This is a genomic window from Enterobacter sp. HK169, assembly GCF_001719105.1.
Classification (GTDB): Bacteria; Pseudomonadota; Gammaproteobacteria; order Enterobacterales; family Enterobacteriaceae; genus Enterobacter; species Enterobacter asburiae_B.
Window position 1 is genome coordinate 2,935,603 of record NZ_CP017087.1, and the last position, 16,548, is coordinate 2,952,150.

At 56.6% G+C, this 16,548-nt stretch carries 15 protein-coding genes; 5 read left to right on the forward strand and 10 right to left on the reverse strand.

Features of this window, described 5'->3' with window-relative positions:
• Window positions 1-91 precede the first annotated feature (91 nt).
• The 9 genes from EnteroDNA1_RS13970 to rpmH all read right to left on the reverse strand — a co-directional run bounded on the left by EnteroDNA1_RS13970 (window position 92) and on the right by rpmH (window position 7,611).
• The gene (locus EnteroDNA1_RS13970; protein WP_023309798.1) at window positions 92-658 is read right to left on the reverse strand and encodes an NADPH-dependent FMN reductase; all 567 of its coding nucleotides are present in this window, start codon (window positions 656-658) and stop codon (window positions 92-94) included.
• Between the two features lie 36 nt (window positions 659-694).
• Window positions 695-1,441: a 4'-phosphopantetheinyl transferase family protein gene (locus EnteroDNA1_RS13975; protein ID WP_069303443.1), complete on the reverse strand. Its 747-nt coding sequence runs from the start codon at window positions 1,439-1,441 to the stop codon at window positions 695-697.
• Between the two features lie 122 nt (window positions 1,442-1,563).
• Window positions 1,564-2,535 carry an HTH-type transcriptional regulator YidZ gene (gene yidZ / locus EnteroDNA1_RS13980; protein WP_069303444.1) on the reverse strand — a complete coding sequence of 324 codons (972 nt, stop codon included), beginning with the start codon at window positions 2,533-2,535 and terminating at the stop codon, window positions 1,564-1,566.
• Window positions 2,504-3,679, reverse strand: a complete 1,176-nt coding sequence (locus EnteroDNA1_RS13985) for an MFS transporter (protein WP_064673020.1) — start codon at window positions 3,677-3,679, stop codon at window positions 2,504-2,506. Before EnteroDNA1_RS13985 ends, yidZ begins: the two co-directional genes overlap by 32 nt.
• A 111-nt stretch (window positions 3,680-3,790) precedes the next feature.
• Entirely contained in the window at window positions 3,791-5,155 is a 1,365-nt protein-coding gene (mnmE, locus tag EnteroDNA1_RS13990; protein WP_021242672.1) for a tRNA uridine-5-carboxymethylaminomethyl(34) synthesis GTPase MnmE, read from the reverse strand.
• Window positions 5,156-5,227: 72 nt separating this feature from the next.
• Window positions 5,228-6,871: a membrane protein insertase YidC gene (yidC, locus tag EnteroDNA1_RS13995; RefSeq protein ID WP_048976508.1), complete on the reverse strand. Its 1,644-nt coding sequence runs from the start codon at window positions 6,869-6,871 to the stop codon at window positions 5,228-5,230.
• Window positions 6,872-6,873: 2 nt separating this feature from the next.
• Complete coding sequence (gene yidD, locus EnteroDNA1_RS21965; RefSeq protein WP_001307474.1) at window positions 6,874-7,131, reverse strand: membrane protein insertion efficiency factor YidD; 258 nt, start codon at window positions 7,129-7,131, stop codon at window positions 6,874-6,876.
• Window positions 7,095-7,454: a ribonuclease P protein component gene (rnpA, locus tag EnteroDNA1_RS14000; protein WP_032640303.1), complete on the reverse strand. Its 360-nt coding sequence runs from the start codon at window positions 7,452-7,454 to the stop codon at window positions 7,095-7,097. Before rnpA ends, yidD begins: the two co-directional genes overlap by 37 nt.
• A gap of 16 nt (window positions 7,455-7,470) precedes the next feature.
• Complete coding sequence (gene rpmH / locus EnteroDNA1_RS14005; protein WP_000831330.1) at window positions 7,471-7,611, reverse strand: 50S ribosomal protein L34; 141 nt, start codon at window positions 7,609-7,611, stop codon at window positions 7,471-7,473.
• Between the two features lie 720 nt (window positions 7,612-8,331).
• Here rpmH and dnaA point away from each other — a divergent pair.
• Genes dnaA through gyrB form a run of 4 tightly spaced genes read left to right on the forward strand, consistent with a single transcriptional unit; the run spans window position 8,332 to window position 14,344 of the window.
• Window positions 8,332-9,726: a chromosomal replication initiator protein DnaA gene (gene dnaA, locus EnteroDNA1_RS14010; protein WP_010426558.1), complete on the forward strand. Its 1,395-nt coding sequence runs from the start codon at window positions 8,332-8,334 to the stop codon at window positions 9,724-9,726.
• Window positions 9,727-9,730: 4 nt separating this feature from the next.
• Window positions 9,731-10,831, forward strand: a complete 1,101-nt coding sequence (dnaN, locus tag EnteroDNA1_RS14015) for a DNA polymerase III subunit beta (RefSeq protein ID WP_014830028.1) — start codon at window positions 9,731-9,733, stop codon at window positions 10,829-10,831.
• Entirely contained in the window at window positions 10,831-11,904 is a 1,074-nt protein-coding gene (recF, locus tag EnteroDNA1_RS14020; RefSeq protein WP_023309805.1) for a DNA replication/repair protein RecF, read from the forward strand. Before dnaN ends, recF begins: the two co-directional genes overlap by 1 nt.
• A gap of 28 nt (window positions 11,905-11,932) precedes the next feature.
• A complete protein-coding gene (gyrB, locus tag EnteroDNA1_RS14025; protein WP_023333933.1) occupies window positions 11,933-14,344 on the forward strand; it encodes a DNA topoisomerase (ATP-hydrolyzing) subunit B in 2,412 nt (803 codons plus the stop codon).
• 34 nt (window positions 14,345-14,378) lie between these two features.
• On the opposite strand, the gene EnteroDNA1_RS14030 is transcribed toward gyrB, so the two are convergent.
• Entirely contained in the window at window positions 14,379-15,314 is a 936-nt protein-coding gene (locus EnteroDNA1_RS14030; protein WP_069303445.1) for a LysR family transcriptional regulator, read from the reverse strand.
• 110 nt (window positions 15,315-15,424) lie between these two features.
• Here EnteroDNA1_RS14030 and EnteroDNA1_RS14035 point away from each other — a divergent pair, with 110 nt between their 5' ends.
• On the forward strand, window positions 15,425-16,450 hold the full coding sequence (locus EnteroDNA1_RS14035; protein WP_064673023.1) for a zinc-dependent alcohol dehydrogenase family protein: 1,026 nt from the start codon (window positions 15,425-15,427) through the stop codon (window positions 16,448-16,450).
• Window positions 16,451-16,548: the final 98 nt, after the last annotated feature.

Genomic DNA, 16,548 nt, shown 5'->3' on the forward strand with positions numbered 1-16,548 from the left:
CAGCAAGCCCTTTTCTTCGAAAAGGGCTTTAATGTTTGTTCCCTCTCCCCGTGGGAGAGGGCCAGGGTGAGGGCATCAGGCTGCAATAAGCTTACGCCTTCACCCGCTTAATATAATCCCCAAACGCCGTCAGCTGGCCAGACAGATGATCGCGCGTGCTCTGATCCACCACTTCACCCGTTTGTGGGTCGACCTTGTTCTGAATCACACCACCCATAAATTCCGGCTTGTTCATGACCATCGCATCCAGGAACACCAGGATCTGGCGCAGATGATACTGGCAGCGCGCGCCGCCAATCGCGCCCATTGAGCTGGTCTGGATCAGCACCGGCTTGCCTGCCAGCGGCTGCTCAGGTAAGCGGGACAGCCAGTCGATGGCATTCTTCAGACCACCCGGAACCGAATAGTTGTACTCTGGCGTCACGATGACCACGCCGTCGGCCTGGCGGATCTGCTCTGCCAGCGCCTCAACGCTTTGCGGGAAACCCTCTTCCTGCTGTACGTCAGCGTCATAGAGCGGAATATCGCCAATAGACGGCAGGGCGCTAATTTCCATTCCTGCCGGTGCCAGCTGTGGCAGCGTGCGGGCAACCATCCCGTTAAATGAACCTTTGCGCAGGCTTCCCAGTAACGTAACTACTTTCAACGTATCAGACATGATTACTCCTGTTTCATCATGATGACCCTGATTGGATCAGCTAAGGGTGAATGCTTTTTCTGCCGGTAAACTGGTTAAACGCATCAGGCGTGCGGCGGGCTCGTTGGCACGCTCGGGCACATCAGGAAGGCTACGCCATCCCTGTTGGCTGTCAAATTCCCAGATTTTCATGCGTTCGATGGCGGGGGTAACCGCAATGGACCAAATGAGCACATCCTCTGCGTCGCTGAGCGCCTCTACCAGTGTGGCCTGAGTGGCACGCAGACGTCCGGAGCCTGGCAGCAGCTGCAGCAGGCTGGCGTCGTCTGAGGCGCATCCACAGAGCTTGCGAATGCTCTGGCGCAGGGTAATGAGCTGGGCTCGGGCTTCGACAGGATCGTTCTGGTTGCGTACCCACAGCTTCTCATTGCTGGAGAGCGGATAGTCTTCATGCGCATTACCGCCATGGAAGCTGCGCGTCGCGCGCTGAAGTTCCATATCCAGCCCACAATCCCCTTCGGTGGTCAGCGCGACGCCAATGATATTGCCCGCGTAGGCAATCGAAAAACGAGGGAGGTCCGGGTCGGCAAAGACCGGGCGGCCTTCGGGCTGGGTAATGATGTCCGGCAGCTCGCTGGTGCCGTACAGCATAAACATCAGTTCTGCCAGAAGCGCTCTGGACGCTAAAAACCGCGTTCTGCGGTGTTCCGGGAGAGTAAGTGCTTCACTGTGACAGGCTGAAGAAATTCTTGCCGATACGAGACGTCCTTCCGTAAGTATCCCTCTTGCAAAGTGCGTAGCCATTTTTCGCTCCTTGATAATGGTCGTAATCGGTTAAACGGTTACATGATTATCGCTTAACTTGACTCCTGTTTTAATCAGTAAATGGGAGTAAGAGAAGCCTCAGGACCGAACTTTACATTTTCTTAGGCAAAAATTGGATCGCTGGCACCGTACAGCGCCTTGATGGTTTCCCGCAGCCAGAGGATTTTCGGATTATGGCTGTTTCGTTTATGCCAGATCAGCGTGAAGGGAACGGTAAGCTTTTCAGCCTGCGCTTCGTCAATGGGAATGGGCAGCGCGATCAGCTTCCGCTGGTGGAGTTGATTGTAGTGATGGCAGTAGTGCGGAGCCGTGGCGATATAGTTATGGCCGGGCTGCGCCGCCATAAACATCGACTGCTCAAAACCCGGCACGCTCATGGCAATGTTTCTCTCCCGACCCATCTCCTTTAGCACTTCGTCCAGTGCCCAGGTTTCGCTGCGTTCCCAGAAGATGCTGATGTGCGGGTAGCGCAGGAAGGTCTCGAGGTTCCATTCATCCTGTAGCGCGGGGTGATCCTCACGCAGATACACGCACGGACGGTCGCTGAACAGGATCTCATAGTCGATGAACCACGGCATTAGCTTCAGCAATTCACGCGAGCGCGGGTGCGTTTCGCGTCCGGTGAATCCCAGATCCACCTCTCCACGCGTAATGGCGTCCAGCGAGTCGTAATCCCAGTGACGCATCTTCACCGTAGCCTGCGGATAGCGCTGGTTCACCTGCTCCAGCAGGGCGTTAAAGCGGATCAGCATCAATGGCGTTTCGGCGGCCAGCACGAACGTTAGCCCGCCCGGGGAATCATGGTGGAATTTGTCGAGGATCTGGTTGCCGATTTGCATCCAGTCAGCCAGATCCTGCTCCAGGCTTACCGTCAGCGGGGTCGGCAGCAGCCCCAACGGCGTTTTGACAAACAGCGGGTCGTCAAACCAGTCACGCAGCTTGGCCAGCGATTTACTCACCGCAGACGGCGTCACGTTCATCCGTTTCGCCGCTTTGGTGACGCTGCGCTCCTGCAGCAAAAGCTGCAGGCACAGCAACAGGTTAAGATCGAGACTGCTGATGGGCTTCTTCATAATGCGCCGCGGGCTGGATGACCATAAGTAAGGTGATGCACAGTATGCTACAGCCAATCAGAACCCCGATCAGCATATTCAGCGCGTTAAGCCCGATGACCGCCGCCAGCCAAATCCACAGCGACGAGCCGCAGACCTGCGCAATTCCCAGCACCGAGCTTGCTACGCCTGCCCGCAGCGAGAAGGGACCAAGCGCCTGACTCATCGCCACGCCAAAGCCAACCGAGAACCCGGCGCAAATGAGGGTAATGCCGGCCAGCATTACCGCATGCGAGCTGGCGGTTGCCAGGATCGCGCCTGCCGTGAGGAATAAAACCTGTGAGGTCAGCATCAACGTACGCTGGCTAAAAACATTTAGCGCAAACGGGGTAGAAAACGACACTGCCATACTGACCATGGCGGTTAATGCCATCACCGTTGAATACTCACCCCGATCGAAGCCCATGGTTTCCATCAGTAAAACCGGGGAAACGTTTACATAGGTCAGGATCACCGCCACGCTTAACGTGGTCACGGCCAGACGACTGAGAAAAAAGCGGTTAAGCAGCTTCTCGGCTGGGTGAATGGCTGCGGTATGACCGGTATTCTGCGAGCCCGGGTGGGTCTCTTTCAGCACGGCGATGGACAGGACAAACACCAGCGCGCCCATCGCCGCCATGGTCCAGAACAGGCTCTGCCACGGGAATTTCAGCATGATCAGATATCCCACGACCGGGGCCAGCACCGGGATGATGCAGGTAATACCGTTCAGCATCGAAAGCACTTTGGCGCGACGCTGGGCGCTTAAGGTGTCGCGCAAAATGGCAAACGCGACGACGTAGCAGCCACCGGCTCCAATGCCCTGAATAAACCGTCCGGCCAGGAACAAGGTGCTGTTTTGCGCCTGTGAGCAGAGCAGAGAGGCCAGGGCAAAAATGATGGCGCCGGTTATCGCGACGGGCTGACGGCCTGCCTTATCCGCGATCTTCCCGGCAAAGACCATCGACGACGCCATCCCCGCGAGGTAGGCCGAAAACGCGATGTGCAGCTGCGCTTCGCTGGCGCCCAGATCGCGGGCGATGTGCGGCAATCCCACCAGATACATATCAATGCCGGACGGATAAAGCAGAACTAATGCGAAACTACAAAACAGAAAACGCGCCATAAACCCCCCATAGATGCAGGCATGCAGGATAGGGGGTGAAAAGAGATTAGGCGAGTTGCCATTTGGACAATGGTGATTTCCCGGGAGGAAATCACCATGGATTAGCGGGAATTACTTACCAATACAGAAGCTTGAGAAGATCCGTCCCAGCAGATCGTCCGATGTAAACTCCCCGGTGATTTCGCTCAGATTCTGCTGCGCCAGACGCAGCTCTTCCGCCAGCAGTTCGCCCGCCCACGCGCCGATCAGCTGCGCTTTACCCTGAACAAGGTGGTTTGCCGCCTCTTCCAGCGCCTGCAGGTGACGACGACGCGCGAGGAAACCGCCTTCCATGCTGGTGTCAAAGCCCATGCTCTGCTTGAGATGGTTGCGCAGGTCGTCAACGCCTTCACCGGTACGCGCCGACAGGCGAATCAGTGAGTGACCATTCACATCGCTGATGCCCAGCGTTTCGCCGGTCACGTCCGCTTTGTTACGCACCACGGTGATCGGCAGTTTCGCCGGCAGACGGGCGATAAAGTCCGGCCAGATTTCTGCCGGGTCAACGGCGTCGGTCGTGGTGCCGTCCACCATAAACAGCACGCGGTCTGCCTGCTCGATCTCCTGCCAGGCGCGTTCGATACCGATGCGCTCAACTTCATCGCTGGCATCGCGCAGGCCGGCGGTATCAATGATGTGCAGCGGCATCCCGTCAATGTGGATATGCTCGCGGAGCACGTCGCGGGTGGTGCCGGCAATGTCGGTGACGATTGCCGCTTCACGGCCCGCCAGGGCGTTCAGCAGGCTCGATTTCCCGGCGTTAGGACGTCCGGCGATAACGACCTTCATCCCTTCACGCAGCAGGCTGCCCTGGCGCGCTTCGGCGCGCACGGCGTCGAGATCGGCCATCACCTGGTTGAGCTGCGCTTCGATTTTGCCGTCAGAGAGGAAGTCGATCTCCTCATCCGGGAAGTCGATAGCCGCTTCCACGTAGATCCGCAGGTGAGTAAGTGCTTCCACAAGGTGATTTACGCGGGCGGAGAATGCCCCCTGCAGCGAGTTCAGGGCGGAGCGGGCCGCCTGTTCAGAACTGGCGTCGATCAGGTCTGCAATCGCTTCTGCCTGCGCCAGGTCGAGCTTGTCGTTGAGGAAGGCACGCTCGGAGAACTCGCCCGGCTTCGCAATGCGCAGGCCCGGCAGGGTCAGGATACGTTTTAACAGCAAGTCGAGGATAACCGGGCCGCCGTGGCCCTGCAGCTCCAGCACGTCTTCGCCGGTAAAGGAGTTCGGGCCAGGGAACCACAGCGCAATGCCCTGGTCCAGCGGCGTGCCGTCGGTATCTTTAAACGGCAGGTAATCAGCGTAGCGCGGCTTTGGCAGTTTACCCAGCACCGCTTCGGCCACCTCGCGCGCCTTCAGGCCGGAGATACGCAGAATGCCTACACCACCGCGTCCCGGTGGGGTTGCCTGGGCGACGATAGTGTCGTTATGGCTCATGGTTGGTCTCGTTCAATACAAATAAAAAAGGCGGTCAATCGACCGCCCTTATTTTAGCGTTAACTTACCGAATCAGGACTTTTTCTTTTCGCGGCTATGCAGGCCACGTTTTTCCAGACCACGGTAAATCAGTTGCTGCTGGATGATGGTCACCAGGTTGCTGACGATATAGTACAGCACCAGACCTGACGGGAACCACAGGAAGAACACGGTGAAGATGACCGGCATAAAGGTCATGATCTTCTGCTGCATCGGGTCGGTCACGGTGGTCGGCGACATCTTCTGGATGAAGAACATCGTCACGCCCATCAGGATCGGCAGGATGTAGTACGGGTCCTGTGCGGACAGGTCATGGATCCACAGTGCGAACGGCGCGTGGCGCAGCTCAACGGAACCCATCAGCATGTAGTACAGCGCAAGGAAGATTGGCATCTGAATCAGCAGCGGGAAGCAACCACCCAGTGGGTTTACTTTCTCTGCTTTATACAGGGCCATCATTTCCTGGCTCTGACGCTGTTTGTCATCGCCCAGACGCTCACGCATCGCCGCAATCTTCGGCTGCAGCATACGCATCTTCGCCATGGAGGTGTACTGCGCTTTAGTCAGCGGGTACATGATGCCACGAACGATGAAGGTGATAACGATGATGGAGAAGCCCCAGTTACCCAGGAAGCTGTGGATGAACTTCAGCAGCTTAAACAGCGGCTGAGAGATGAACCACAACCAGCCGTAATCGACGGTCAGATCCAGGTGCGGCGCAACAGCGGCCATTTTGTCCTGAATTTCCGGGCCGACCCACAGGGTGCTTGCCATCTTACCGGTTTGACCCGGCTGAACCAGAACCGGCTGAGATTTATAGCCGATAGCTGCAAGACCGTTGCCCAGGTTCGCGGTATAGAAGTTATTCGTACCGTCGTTGTTTGGGATCCAGGCCGTTGCGAAATACTGTTGCAGCATCGCAACCCAACCGCCTTTGGAACTAACGTTCAGGTTTTCGTTATCGGCAATGGTGTCGAATTTGTATTTCTCATACTTCGCGTCTGGCGTGGAGTACGCCGCGCCACGGAAGGTATGCAGCGCAAAGTTGCTGCTTCCGGTGTCACGGTGAGACGGCAGATTGATGGACTGCTTCAGCTGGCCAAAGGTCGACAGCTCCAGTGGTTTCGCACTGGCGTTCTGTACGCTGTAGCCCACGTTCACCGCATATTCACCGCGCTTCAGGGTGAAGGTTTTAGTGAAGGTGTTGCCTGCGGCGTCGGTGTACGTCATCGGGATCGCGAGTTCGTTCTGGCCATCAGCCAGCACAAAGGTGTCGCTATCGACGGTATACAGTGGACGCGCACCGTTAGCCGGGTTATCCGGGCCATCACGACCGGTCAGGCCGCTCTGCGCCTGGTAGATAAACTCAGGCGTGGTTTCCAGTAACTGGAACGGTTCGTTAGACTTCAGCTCTTTCGGGTAGGTCAACAGCAGCGCCTGCTCAACATCACCACCACGGGTGTTGATTGTCAGCTCAAGCACATCGGTCTTAACCGTAATCTGTTTCCCCTGGCCACTGGCCGGTACGCCCTGGTCGGCGGCGCTACCCGCTGCGGTGGTCGTAGTCTGCGTGGTCTGCTGCTGGGGTTGAGGATTTTTATCCTGCTCCCATGCCTGCCAGATCATGAAAGACACGAACAACAAAGCGATGATAAGAAGATTGCGTTGCGAATCCATCGTTAGTGTTCTCTGGTATCAAAGGGTCCTGGGGGGACGGGGTCGTCTCCACCGGGGTGTAAAGGGTGGCATTTTAATACGCGTTTCACCGTCAACCAACTGCCTTTTATCACTCCAAACCTGCGCAATGCCTCAATTCCGTAGCTTGAGCATGTTGGTGTGAAACGGCAGTGCGGCCCGAGTAGCGGACTAATCAGGCGTTGATAGACCCGAATGAGGGCTATCAGGACCCGTGAGCCAGGCGACAGTGGCGGCGCCATAATTTTTCCAACGCTTCCGAGAGAGCACGGTTATCGAGGTCGGCAACCCCTTTCTTCGCCACCACCACGAAATCCATTGAAGGCAGTTCGTGCTGACGTAAACGGAAGCTTTCACGCGTCAGACGTTTAATCCGATTGCGTTCATGCGCACGCTTAACATTTTTCTTGGCGACTGTGAGACCGATGCGGGGATGCCCCAGCGAATTTTGGCGGCCGAGGATGGTGATTTGCGGCGTGCCAGCCCGTAGTGGCTGCTGGAAGACGAAAGTGAAATGAGCGGGAGTTAACAAACGTAACTCCCTGGGAAATGCTAGCTTAACCACTCAGGGGTTAGCTTTATTACTTGGAAACGGTCAGACGAGCGCGGCCTTTAGCACGACGACGTGCCAGAACCTGACGACCATTTTTAGTAGCCATACGAGCACGGAAGCCGTGAGAACGGTTGCGCTTCAGTACAGACGGTTGAAAAGTGCGTTTCATGGCGATTTCTACCTAAACTTGAATAAATTCACTGACTTTTGCGTATACCCGAACGAGTTTCGAACGACTAACGCCTCAGCGTGGGTGATTAAAGAGGCCGGATTGTAATAATTGTACACTCCGGAGTCAATTCTCTTTCCTTATTTCCCGCGTATTTCCGCACGTTTTCGCGTGGAAAATGAGCAACGGACGACGCAGGAAGATGAGCATCACGCGCCGGGTCGAGGATTATACGGCCTCGCCAACAAAGCGCAAGGATCGTCCCGGATCTTCGTTAGATCATTTAAGCAATAAATTGTCTGTGCTCATTAATTTTTCCAATATGCGGACTAAATCGTGGGGCACTGGCGCCAGGATCGTTTACACTTATCCGGTTCCGGATCTTCCTGTGGATAAATCGGGAAGAATCTGTGAGAAACAGAAGATCTCTGGCTCAGTTTAGGCTATGATCCGCGGTCCCGATCGGGATCCAGCGATCCTGGCCGGGTATGACACAAAATCGTTCACGCTGTATCAAGGCGGCAAAGGAGCGAGTCCCCTGGAGCGTACACAAGTACGTGACTGGGGCGAGCGAGTGCAGCCAACGCAGAGACGGCTTGAACGATGAAGTGTATAACCGCAGATAGCGGTTCGCACATCACCCTCATTGGGTCATGTCGATGTGCGCCAACAATCATGAATATTCAATAGTTTTCTTTTATTGTTCGAGTGGAGTCCGCCGTGTCACTTTCGCTTTGGCAGCAGTGTCTTGCCCGATTGCAGGATGAGTTACCAGCCACAGAATTCAGTATGTGGATCCGCCCATTGCAGGCGGAACTGAGCGATAACACGCTGGCTTTGTATGCGCCAAACCGTTTTGTGCTCGATTGGGTAAGGGACAAGTACCTTAATAACATCAATGGACTGCTGAACGATTTCTGCGGGTCAGATGCCCCGCAGCTGCGCTTTGAAGTGGGCACAAAGCCGGTGACCCAAACCGTCCGTGAAACCGTGAACGTAGCAGCGCCCGCTCAGGCCGCGCCTGCTCCGGCCCCTCGCGTCGCACCCGCTCGTCAGGGCTGGGATAATGTCCCCGCACCGGCTGAGCCAACCTACCGCTCTAACGTTAACGTGAAACACACGTTCGATAACTTCGTTGAAGGTAAGTCGAACCAGCTGGCGCGCGCGGCGGCTCGTCAGGTTGCTGATAACCCCGGTGGGGCCTACAACCCGCTGTTCCTTTACGGCGGCACGGGTCTGGGTAAAACGCACCTGCTGCATGCAGTGGGTAACGGCATTATGGCGCGCAAGCCCAATGCCAAAGTGGTGTATATGCACTCCGAGCGCTTCGTTCAGGACATGGTAAAAGCCCTGCAAAACAATGCGATCGAAGAGTTTAAACGCTACTATCGTTCCGTTGACGCGCTGCTCATCGATGACATCCAGTTCTTTGCCAATAAAGAACGATCGCAGGAAGAGTTTTTCCACACCTTTAATGCCCTGCTGGAAGGCAATCAGCAGATCATTTTGACCTCGGATCGTTATCCAAAAGAGATCAACGGTGTTGAAGATCGTCTGAAATCCCGCTTCGGCTGGGGCCTGACCGTGGCGATCGAGCCACCGGAGCTGGAAACCCGCGTCGCGATCCTGATGAAGAAAGCCGATGAAAACGACATTCGCCTGCCGGGCGAAGTGGCGTTCTTCATTGCCAAGCGTCTGCGCTCCAACGTGCGCGAGCTGGAAGGGGCGCTGAACCGCGTTATCGCCAATGCCAACTTTACCGGTCGTGCGATCACCATCGATTTTGTGCGTGAAGCGCTGCGCGATTTGCTGGCATTGCAGGAAAAACTGGTCACTATCGACAATATTCAAAAGACGGTGGCTGAGTACTACAAGATCAAAGTGGCAGATTTACTGTCTAAACGTCGTTCCCGCTCGGTGGCGCGTCCGCGCCAGATGGCGATGGCGCTGGCAAAGGAGTTAACCAACCACAGTCTGCCGGAAATCGGGGATGCGTTTGGTGGCCGTGACCATACGACCGTGCTGCACGCTTGTCGCAAGATTGAGCAGTTACGCGAAGAAAGCCACGACATAAAAGAAGATTTTTCCAATTTAATCAGAACATTATCATCGTGACGCTATGAAATTTACCGTTGAACGTGAACATTTATTAAAACCGCTGCAACAGGTGAGTGGCCCATTAGGTGGCCGCCCAACGCTGCCTATTCTCGGAAACCTGCTGCTTCAGGTCGCGGACGGTACGCTGTCGCTGACCGGTACAGATCTGGAAATGGAAATGATCGCGCGCGTTACGCTGACGCAGCCGCACGACGCGGGCGCGACCACGGTTCCGGCACGTAAATTCTTTGATATCTGCCGCGGGCTGCCGGAAGGCGCTGAAATCGCCGTGCAGCTGGAAGGCGACCGTATGCTGGTGCGCTCTGGCCGCAGCCGTTTCTCGCTCTCCACGCTGCCTGCTGCGGACTTCCCGAACCTGGACGACTGGCAGAGCGAAGTTGAATTCACCCTGCCGCAGGCGACGATGAAGCGTCTGATTGAAGCCACGCAGTTCTCCATGGCGCATCAGGACGTCCGTTACTACTTAAACGGCATGCTGTTCGAAACCGAAGGTGAAGAGCTGCGTACCGTAGCCACCGACGGCCACCGTCTGGCGGTCTGTTCTATGCCGATTGGCGACGCGCTGCCAAACCATTCGGTGATTGTGCCGCGTAAAGGGGTGATTGAGCTGATGCGTATGCTCGACGGCGGCGACACGCCGCTGCGCGTGCAGATCGGCAGCAACAACATCCGCGCACACGTGGGCGATTTTGTTTTCACTTCGAAGCTGGTTGACGGTCGTTTCCCGGATTATCGCCGCGTATTGCCGAAGAATCCGGACAAAACGCTGGAAGCGGGCTGCGATAGCCTCAAGCAGGCCTTTGCCCGTGCGGCCATTCTCTCCAACGAGAAATTCCGCGGCGTGCGCCTGTACGTGAGTGAAAACCAGATCAAAATCACCGCTAACAACCCGGAGCAGGAAGAGGCAGAAGAGATTCTGGACGTCACCTACGCCGGCGCTGAGATGGAAATCGGCTTTAACGTCAGCTACGTACTGGATGTGCTGAATGCGCTGAAATGCGAAAACGTGCGCATTCTGCTGACCGACTCCGTTTCAAGCGTACAGATTGAAGATGCCGCATCACAGTCGGCTGCCTATGTTGTTATGCCAATGAGACTGTAATGTCGCTCACCCGTCTGTTGATCCGCGACTTTCGCAATATTGAAAGCGCGGATCTCGCTTTATCCCCTGGCTTTAACTTCCTGGTTGGCGCAAACGGCAGCGGCAAAACCAGCGTGCTTGAGGCCATCTATACGCTCGGCCACGGTCGGGCGTTTCGCAGTTTGCAGATTGGTCGCGTCATTCGCCACGAGCAGGAATCCTTTGTTCTGCACGGGCGTTTGCAGGGGGCGGAGCGGGAAACCGCGATCGGCCTGACCAAAGACAAGCAGGGCGACAGCAAGGTGCGCATCGACGGCACCGACGGCCATAAAGTGGCGGAGCTGGCGCTGCTGATGCCAATGCAGCTGATTACGCCGGAGGGGTTTACTTTACTCAACGGCGGCCCCAAATACAGAAGAGCGTTCCTCGACTGGGGATGCTTTCACAACGAAGCCGGTTTCTTTAACGCCTGGAGCAACCTGAAGCGTCTGCTCAAGCAGCGTAACGCTGCCCTGCGCCAGGTTACCCGTTACGCCCAGCTGCGTCCGTGGGACATGGAGTTAATCCCTCTCGCGGAACAAATCAGCAACTGGCGTGCCGAATACAGCGCAGGTATCGCCGAAGACATGGCCGACACCTGCAAACAGTTTTTACCCGAGTTCTCTCTCACCTTCTCTTTCCAGCGCGGCTGGGAGAAAGAGACGGATTATGCCGAGGTGTTAGAGAGAAGCTTCGAGCGCGACCGCATGTTGACCTATACCGCGCACGGCCCGCACAAGGCGGATTTCCGCATTCGTGCCGACGGTGCACCGGTGGAAGACACGCTGTCGCGCGGGCAGCTCAAGCTCCTGATGTGTGCGCTGCGCCTGGCACAGGGAGAGTTTCTCACCCGCGAGAGCGGAAGACGCTGCCTGTACCTGATAGATGATTTTGCCTCGGAACTTGACGACGCGCGGCGCGGGCTGCTTGCCAGCCGCTTAAAAGCCACGCAGTCGCAGGTTTTCGTCAGCGCCATTAGCGCTGAACACGTTATAGACATGTCGGACGAAAATTCGAAGATGTTTACCGTGGAAAAGGGTAAAATAACGGATTAACCCAAGTTGAAATGAGCGAGAAACGTTGATGTCGAATTCTTATGACTCCTCCAGTATCAAAGTCCTGAAAGGGCTGGATGCGGTGCGTAAGCGCCCGGGTATGTATATCGGCGACACGGATGACGGCACCGGTCTGCACCACATGGTATTCGAGGTGGTAGATAACGCTATCGACGAAGCGCTCGCGGGTCACTGTAAAGACATCGTGGTCACCATCCATGCGGACAACTCCGTCTCCGTCACCGATGATGGTCGTGGCATCCCAACCGGTATTCACCCGGAAGAGGGCGTCTCTGCCGCGGAAGTGATCATGACCGTGCTGCACGCAGGCGGTAAGTTTGACGATAACTCCTATAAAGTTTCCGGCGGCCTGCACGGCGTAGGCGTCTCCGTGGTTAACGCCCTGTCGCAGAAGCTGGAGCTGGTTATCCAGCGAGAAGGCAAAATTCACCGTCAGCTCTATACGCACGGCGTGCCGCAGGCACCGCTGGCCGTTACCGGCGATACCGACAAAACCGGTACCATGGTGCGTTTCTGGCCGAGCCATGAAACCTTCACCAACGTCACCGAATTCGAGTACGACATCCTGGCGAAACGCCTGCGTGAACTGTCGTTCCTGAACTCCGGCGTCTCTATTCGCCTGCGCGACAAGCGTGACGGCAAAGAAGACCACTTCCACTACGAAGGCGGTATCAAGGCGTTCGTTGAGTATCTGAACAAGAACAAAACGCCAATTCACCCGAATATCTTCTACTTCTCCACCGAAAAAGACGGTATTGGCGTGGAAGTGGCGCTGCAGTGGAACGACGGTTTCCAGGAAAACATCTACTGCTTCACCAACAACATTCCACAGCGTGACGGCGGTACGCACCTTGCAGGCTTCCGTGCGGCGATGACCCGTACCCTGAACGCCTACATGGACAAAGAAGGCTACAGCAAGAAAGCGAAAGTCAGCGCCACCGGTGATGACGCCCGTGAAGGCCTGATTGCCGTTGTCTCCGTGAAGGTGCCGGATCCGAAGTTCTCCTCCCAGACCAAAGACAAGCTGGTCTCTTCCGAGGTGAAATCGGCGGTTGAACAGCAGATGAACGAACTGCTGAGCGAATACCTGCTGGAAAACCCGTCCGACGCGAAAATCGTTGTGGGTAAAATTATCGATGCGGCGCGTGCCCGTGAAGCGGCGCGTAAGGCCCGTGAAATGACCCGTCGTAAAGGCGCGCTGGACTTAGCAGGCCTGCCGGGCAAACTGGCTGACTGCCAGGAACGTGACCCGGCGCTGTCCGAACTGTACCTCGTGGAAGGGGACTCCGCGGGCGGTTCTGCGAAGCAGGGCCGTAACCGTAAGAACCAGGCTATCCTGCCGCTGAAGGGTAAAATCCTCAACGTTGAGAAAGCCCGTTTCGACAAGATGCTCTCTTCTCAGGAAGTGGCGACGCTCATTACCGCGCTGGGCTGCGGCATCGGCCGTGATGAGTACAACCCGGACAAACTGCGCTACCACAGCATCATCATCATGACCGATGCGGACGTCGACGGCTCGCACATTCGTACGCTGCTGTTGACCTTCTTCTATCGTCAGATGCCTGAAATCGTTGAGCGTGGTCACGTCTACATTGCACAGCCGCCGCTGTACAAGGTGAAGAAAGGCAAGCAGGAACAGTACATTAAAGACGACGAAGCGATGGATCAGTACCAAATCGCGATCGCCCTTGATGGCGCGACCCTGCACGCGAACTCGCACGCCCCTGCACTGGCCGGTGAGCCGCTGGAGCGTCTGGTGTCCGAGTTCAACGCCACGCAGAAAATGATTACGCGTATGGAACGCCGTTATCCGAAAACGCTGCTGAAGGAGCTGGTTTATCAGCCGACCCTGACCGAAGCCGATCTGAGCGACGAGCAGACCGTGACCCGCTGGGTGAATGCCCTGGTGACCGATCTGAACGAAAAAGAGCAGCACGGCAGCATGTGGAAATGCGATATCCAGCAGAACGCCGATAAGCAGTTCGAGCCTATTATTCGCGTGCGTACCCACGGCGTTGACACCGACTATCCGCTGGAGCACGAGTTTGTGACCGGTCCGGAATACCGTCGTATCTGCACGCTCGGCGAGACGCTGCGCGGCCTGATCGAAGACGATGCGTTCATCGAGCGTGGCGAACGTCGTCAGCCGGTAGCCAGCTTCGAGCAGGCGCTGGACTGGCTGGTGAAAGAGTCTCGTCGTGGTCTTGCGATCCAGCGCTATAAAGGTCTGGGCGAAATGAACCCGGACCAGCTGTGGGAAACCACCATGGATCCGGAAAGCCGCCGCATGCTGCGCGTGACCGTTAAGGACGCGATTGCCGCGGACCAGCTGTTCACGACCCTGATGGGCGATGCGGTTGAACCACGTCGTGCCTTCATCGAAGAGAACGCCCTGAAAGCGGCAAACATCGATATTTAATCGTCGTTATACCGCACGATAACTGGCCGCGCTTTTAGCGCGGCTTTTTTATGGACGCTGGAAGGTCCAGTGACATCGCTGCCGGTAAACGGCTCGCCAGCGTATCTATCGCTATTCTTACCCTCAGCGGCAGATGCGGCGTCTGCTGCCACACGGCATGAACGTTGAAATGCACATCCGGTGCCTGCTTCAGGAGCGGCACGAGTTTACCCAGGTGAATATCTTTAACGACCATCCAGCAGGGCAGCCATGCAATGCCGTGTCCGGCCAGCGCAGCGTCGCAGATCGCCTGCAAATCATCCATATTGAGCGACGATCGGGGCGTAAAGGTGTGCGACGTTCCTTCGTTATCCATCAGCTGCCAGGACAACACTCTGCCTGCGCTCAAATAGTTGATGGCCGTATGCTGGGATAAATCATTAACGCTTTGTGGCTGGCCTTTCTTCAGCAGATACTCCGGCGCTGCGCACAGCACCATGCGGTGTTCTCCCAGCTTTCTGGCGACCAGCACGCTGCTGTCCTGAAGCGTGCCGTTACGCACCGCCATATCAAACCCTTCCTCGACGAGATCCACCACGCGGTCGCTGAATGACATTTCCAGCTCAAGCCCGGGGTGTTCCTGCGCCAGCGCTATCAGCAAGGGGGCGACGCACTGGCGACCAAACAGCACCGGCATGGCAACGCGCAGGCGGCCACTGACCTGCTGTTTCCCCGTTTCAAGTAGCGATTCCGCACCCCGAATCTCCTCCAGCGCGCGCAGACAGCGTTCATAAAAAAGGGCGCCGTTATCGGTCAGACTCTGGCTGCGGGTGGTGCGCTGAAAAAGACGTACCCCCAGCCGCTGTTCGAGGCGAGCGATGCTTTTTCCGACCGCCGAACGTGACAAATGCAGGCGAATCGCGGCCTGCGCGAAACTTCCCGCCTCAACGGCGGCCACGAAAACAGGAATATCCTTCAGCGTATCGGTCATGGATTGTATCTATTCTGGCGTCAATAAAGAGAAAACTTATCGCCACTGGCGACCATTAGTCAACGGTAGACTGTCAGGACTAAAGCTCATCTGATGGCAGGAGAAATAAAATGACAGAGACAATGCAACGCTGGTCCATGGATGCCCTCGGGCGCGAGAACCTCAAGCTGACTCAGGCGCCCGTCCTACAGCCAGGCCCGGGTGAAGTGCGCGTAAGGGTGAATGCTGTTGCGCTCAACTATCGCGATAAAATGGTTGTTGAAGGCACAATGCCGATCCCGCTTTCCTTCCCGTTTACCCCGGCGTCTGACATGGCGGGCGTGGTGGACAGCATTGGTGAAGGCGTTACGCGCTTCCAGCCCGGCGCGCGCGTCATCTCAACCTTCTTCCCGGAGTGGATCGACGGTAAGCCGCAGGCGGACGCGCGCAATCTGCCCTATAAAACGTCCGGCGGATACTTCCAGGGCATGCTGTCCGAGTATGTGATTGTGAAGGAAGACGCGCTGGTGGCCTCTCCGGAGACCCTGGATGACGCCGAGGCCAGCACCTTACCTTGCGCAGGGCTTACCGCCTGGTTTGCGCTAGTGGAGCGCGGCCAGCTCCGCGCCGGGCAATCGGTGCTGGTGCAGGGCACGGGCGGCGTGGCGATATTCGCCCTTCAGATTGCAAAAGCGCACGGCGCGGAGGTGTTTGTCACCTCGGGGAGCGATGAGAAACTGGCGCTGGCCAAAACGCTGGGGGCCAGCCACGGCATCAACCGGCTGAAAGGCGACTGGGCTGAAAATACGCTGGCGCTCACGCAGGATCGCGGTATCGACCATATTATTGAAACCGTCGGTGGAGAGAATCTGAAGCATTCCCTGCGCGCCGTTGCCGTTCACGGACGTATCTCCGTCATTGGCGTGCTCGCCGGGACGGAGATTACCCTCTCTGCTGGCGAACTGCTGCTGAAATCCCCCGTCATTCAGGGGATTGGCGTGGGGCACCGCCGGGCGCTGGAAGATTTTGTCCGCGCTGTTGACGTCACGGGGCTGAAGCCGGTGATTGAGCATCGCTACCGTTTTAACGAGCTTGAACAGGCGTTTGAACATCTGGATCGCGGCGCGTTCGGTAAAATTGTGCTCACCCGCGAGTAAGCCTTCGTTCCCCGGAATAAGCGTAAAAGGGGCATTCCTGTTGCGCAATATAGCTCTATTTTTGTGTGCTTAATCGCGTTAGCATGAGGCAGCACTCA

Excerpts from the sequence above, each read along its gene's own strand:
- EnteroDNA1_RS13970 (WP_023309798.1), bottom strand. The coding sequence starts at position 658 with ATGTCTGATACGTTGAAAGTAGTTACGTTACTGGGAAGCCTGCGCAAA.
- EnteroDNA1_RS13975 (WP_069303443.1), bottom strand. The coding sequence starts at position 1,441 with ATGGCTACGCACTTTGCAAGAGGGATACTTACGGAAGGACGTCTCGTA.
- yidZ (WP_069303444.1), bottom strand. The coding sequence starts at position 2,535 with ATGAAGAAGCCCATCAGCAGTCTCGATCTTAACCTGTTGCTGTGCCTG.
- EnteroDNA1_RS13985 (WP_064673020.1), bottom strand. The coding sequence starts at position 3,679 with ATGGCGCGTTTTCTGTTTTGTAGTTTCGCATTAGTTCTGCTTTATCCG.
- mnmE (WP_021242672.1), bottom strand. The coding sequence starts at position 5,155 with ATGAGCCATAACGACACTATCGTCGCCCAGGCAACCCCACCGGGACGC.
- yidC (WP_048976508.1), bottom strand. The coding sequence starts at position 6,871 with ATGGATTCGCAACGCAATCTTCTTATCATCGCTTTGTTGTTCGTGTCT.
- yidD (WP_001307474.1), bottom strand. The coding sequence starts at position 7,131 with ATGGCGCCGCCACTGTCGCCTGGCTCACGGGTCCTGATAGCCCTCATT.
- rpmH (WP_000831330.1), bottom strand. The coding sequence starts at position 7,611 with ATGAAACGCACTTTTCAACCGTCTGTACTGAAGCGCAACCGTTCTCAC.
- dnaN (WP_014830028.1), top strand. The coding sequence starts at position 9,731 with ATGAAATTTACCGTTGAACGTGAACATTTATTAAAACCGCTGCAACAG.
- recF (WP_023309805.1), top strand. The coding sequence starts at position 10,831 with ATGTCGCTCACCCGTCTGTTGATCCGCGACTTTCGCAATATTGAAAGC.
- gyrB (WP_023333933.1), top strand. The coding sequence starts at position 11,933 with ATGTCGAATTCTTATGACTCCTCCAGTATCAAAGTCCTGAAAGGGCTG.
- EnteroDNA1_RS14030 (WP_069303445.1), bottom strand. The coding sequence starts at position 15,314 with ATGACCGATACGCTGAAGGATATTCCTGTTTTCGTGGCCGCCGTTGAG.
- EnteroDNA1_RS14035 (WP_064673023.1), top strand. The coding sequence starts at position 15,425 with ATGACAGAGACAATGCAACGCTGGTCCATGGATGCCCTCGGGCGCGAG.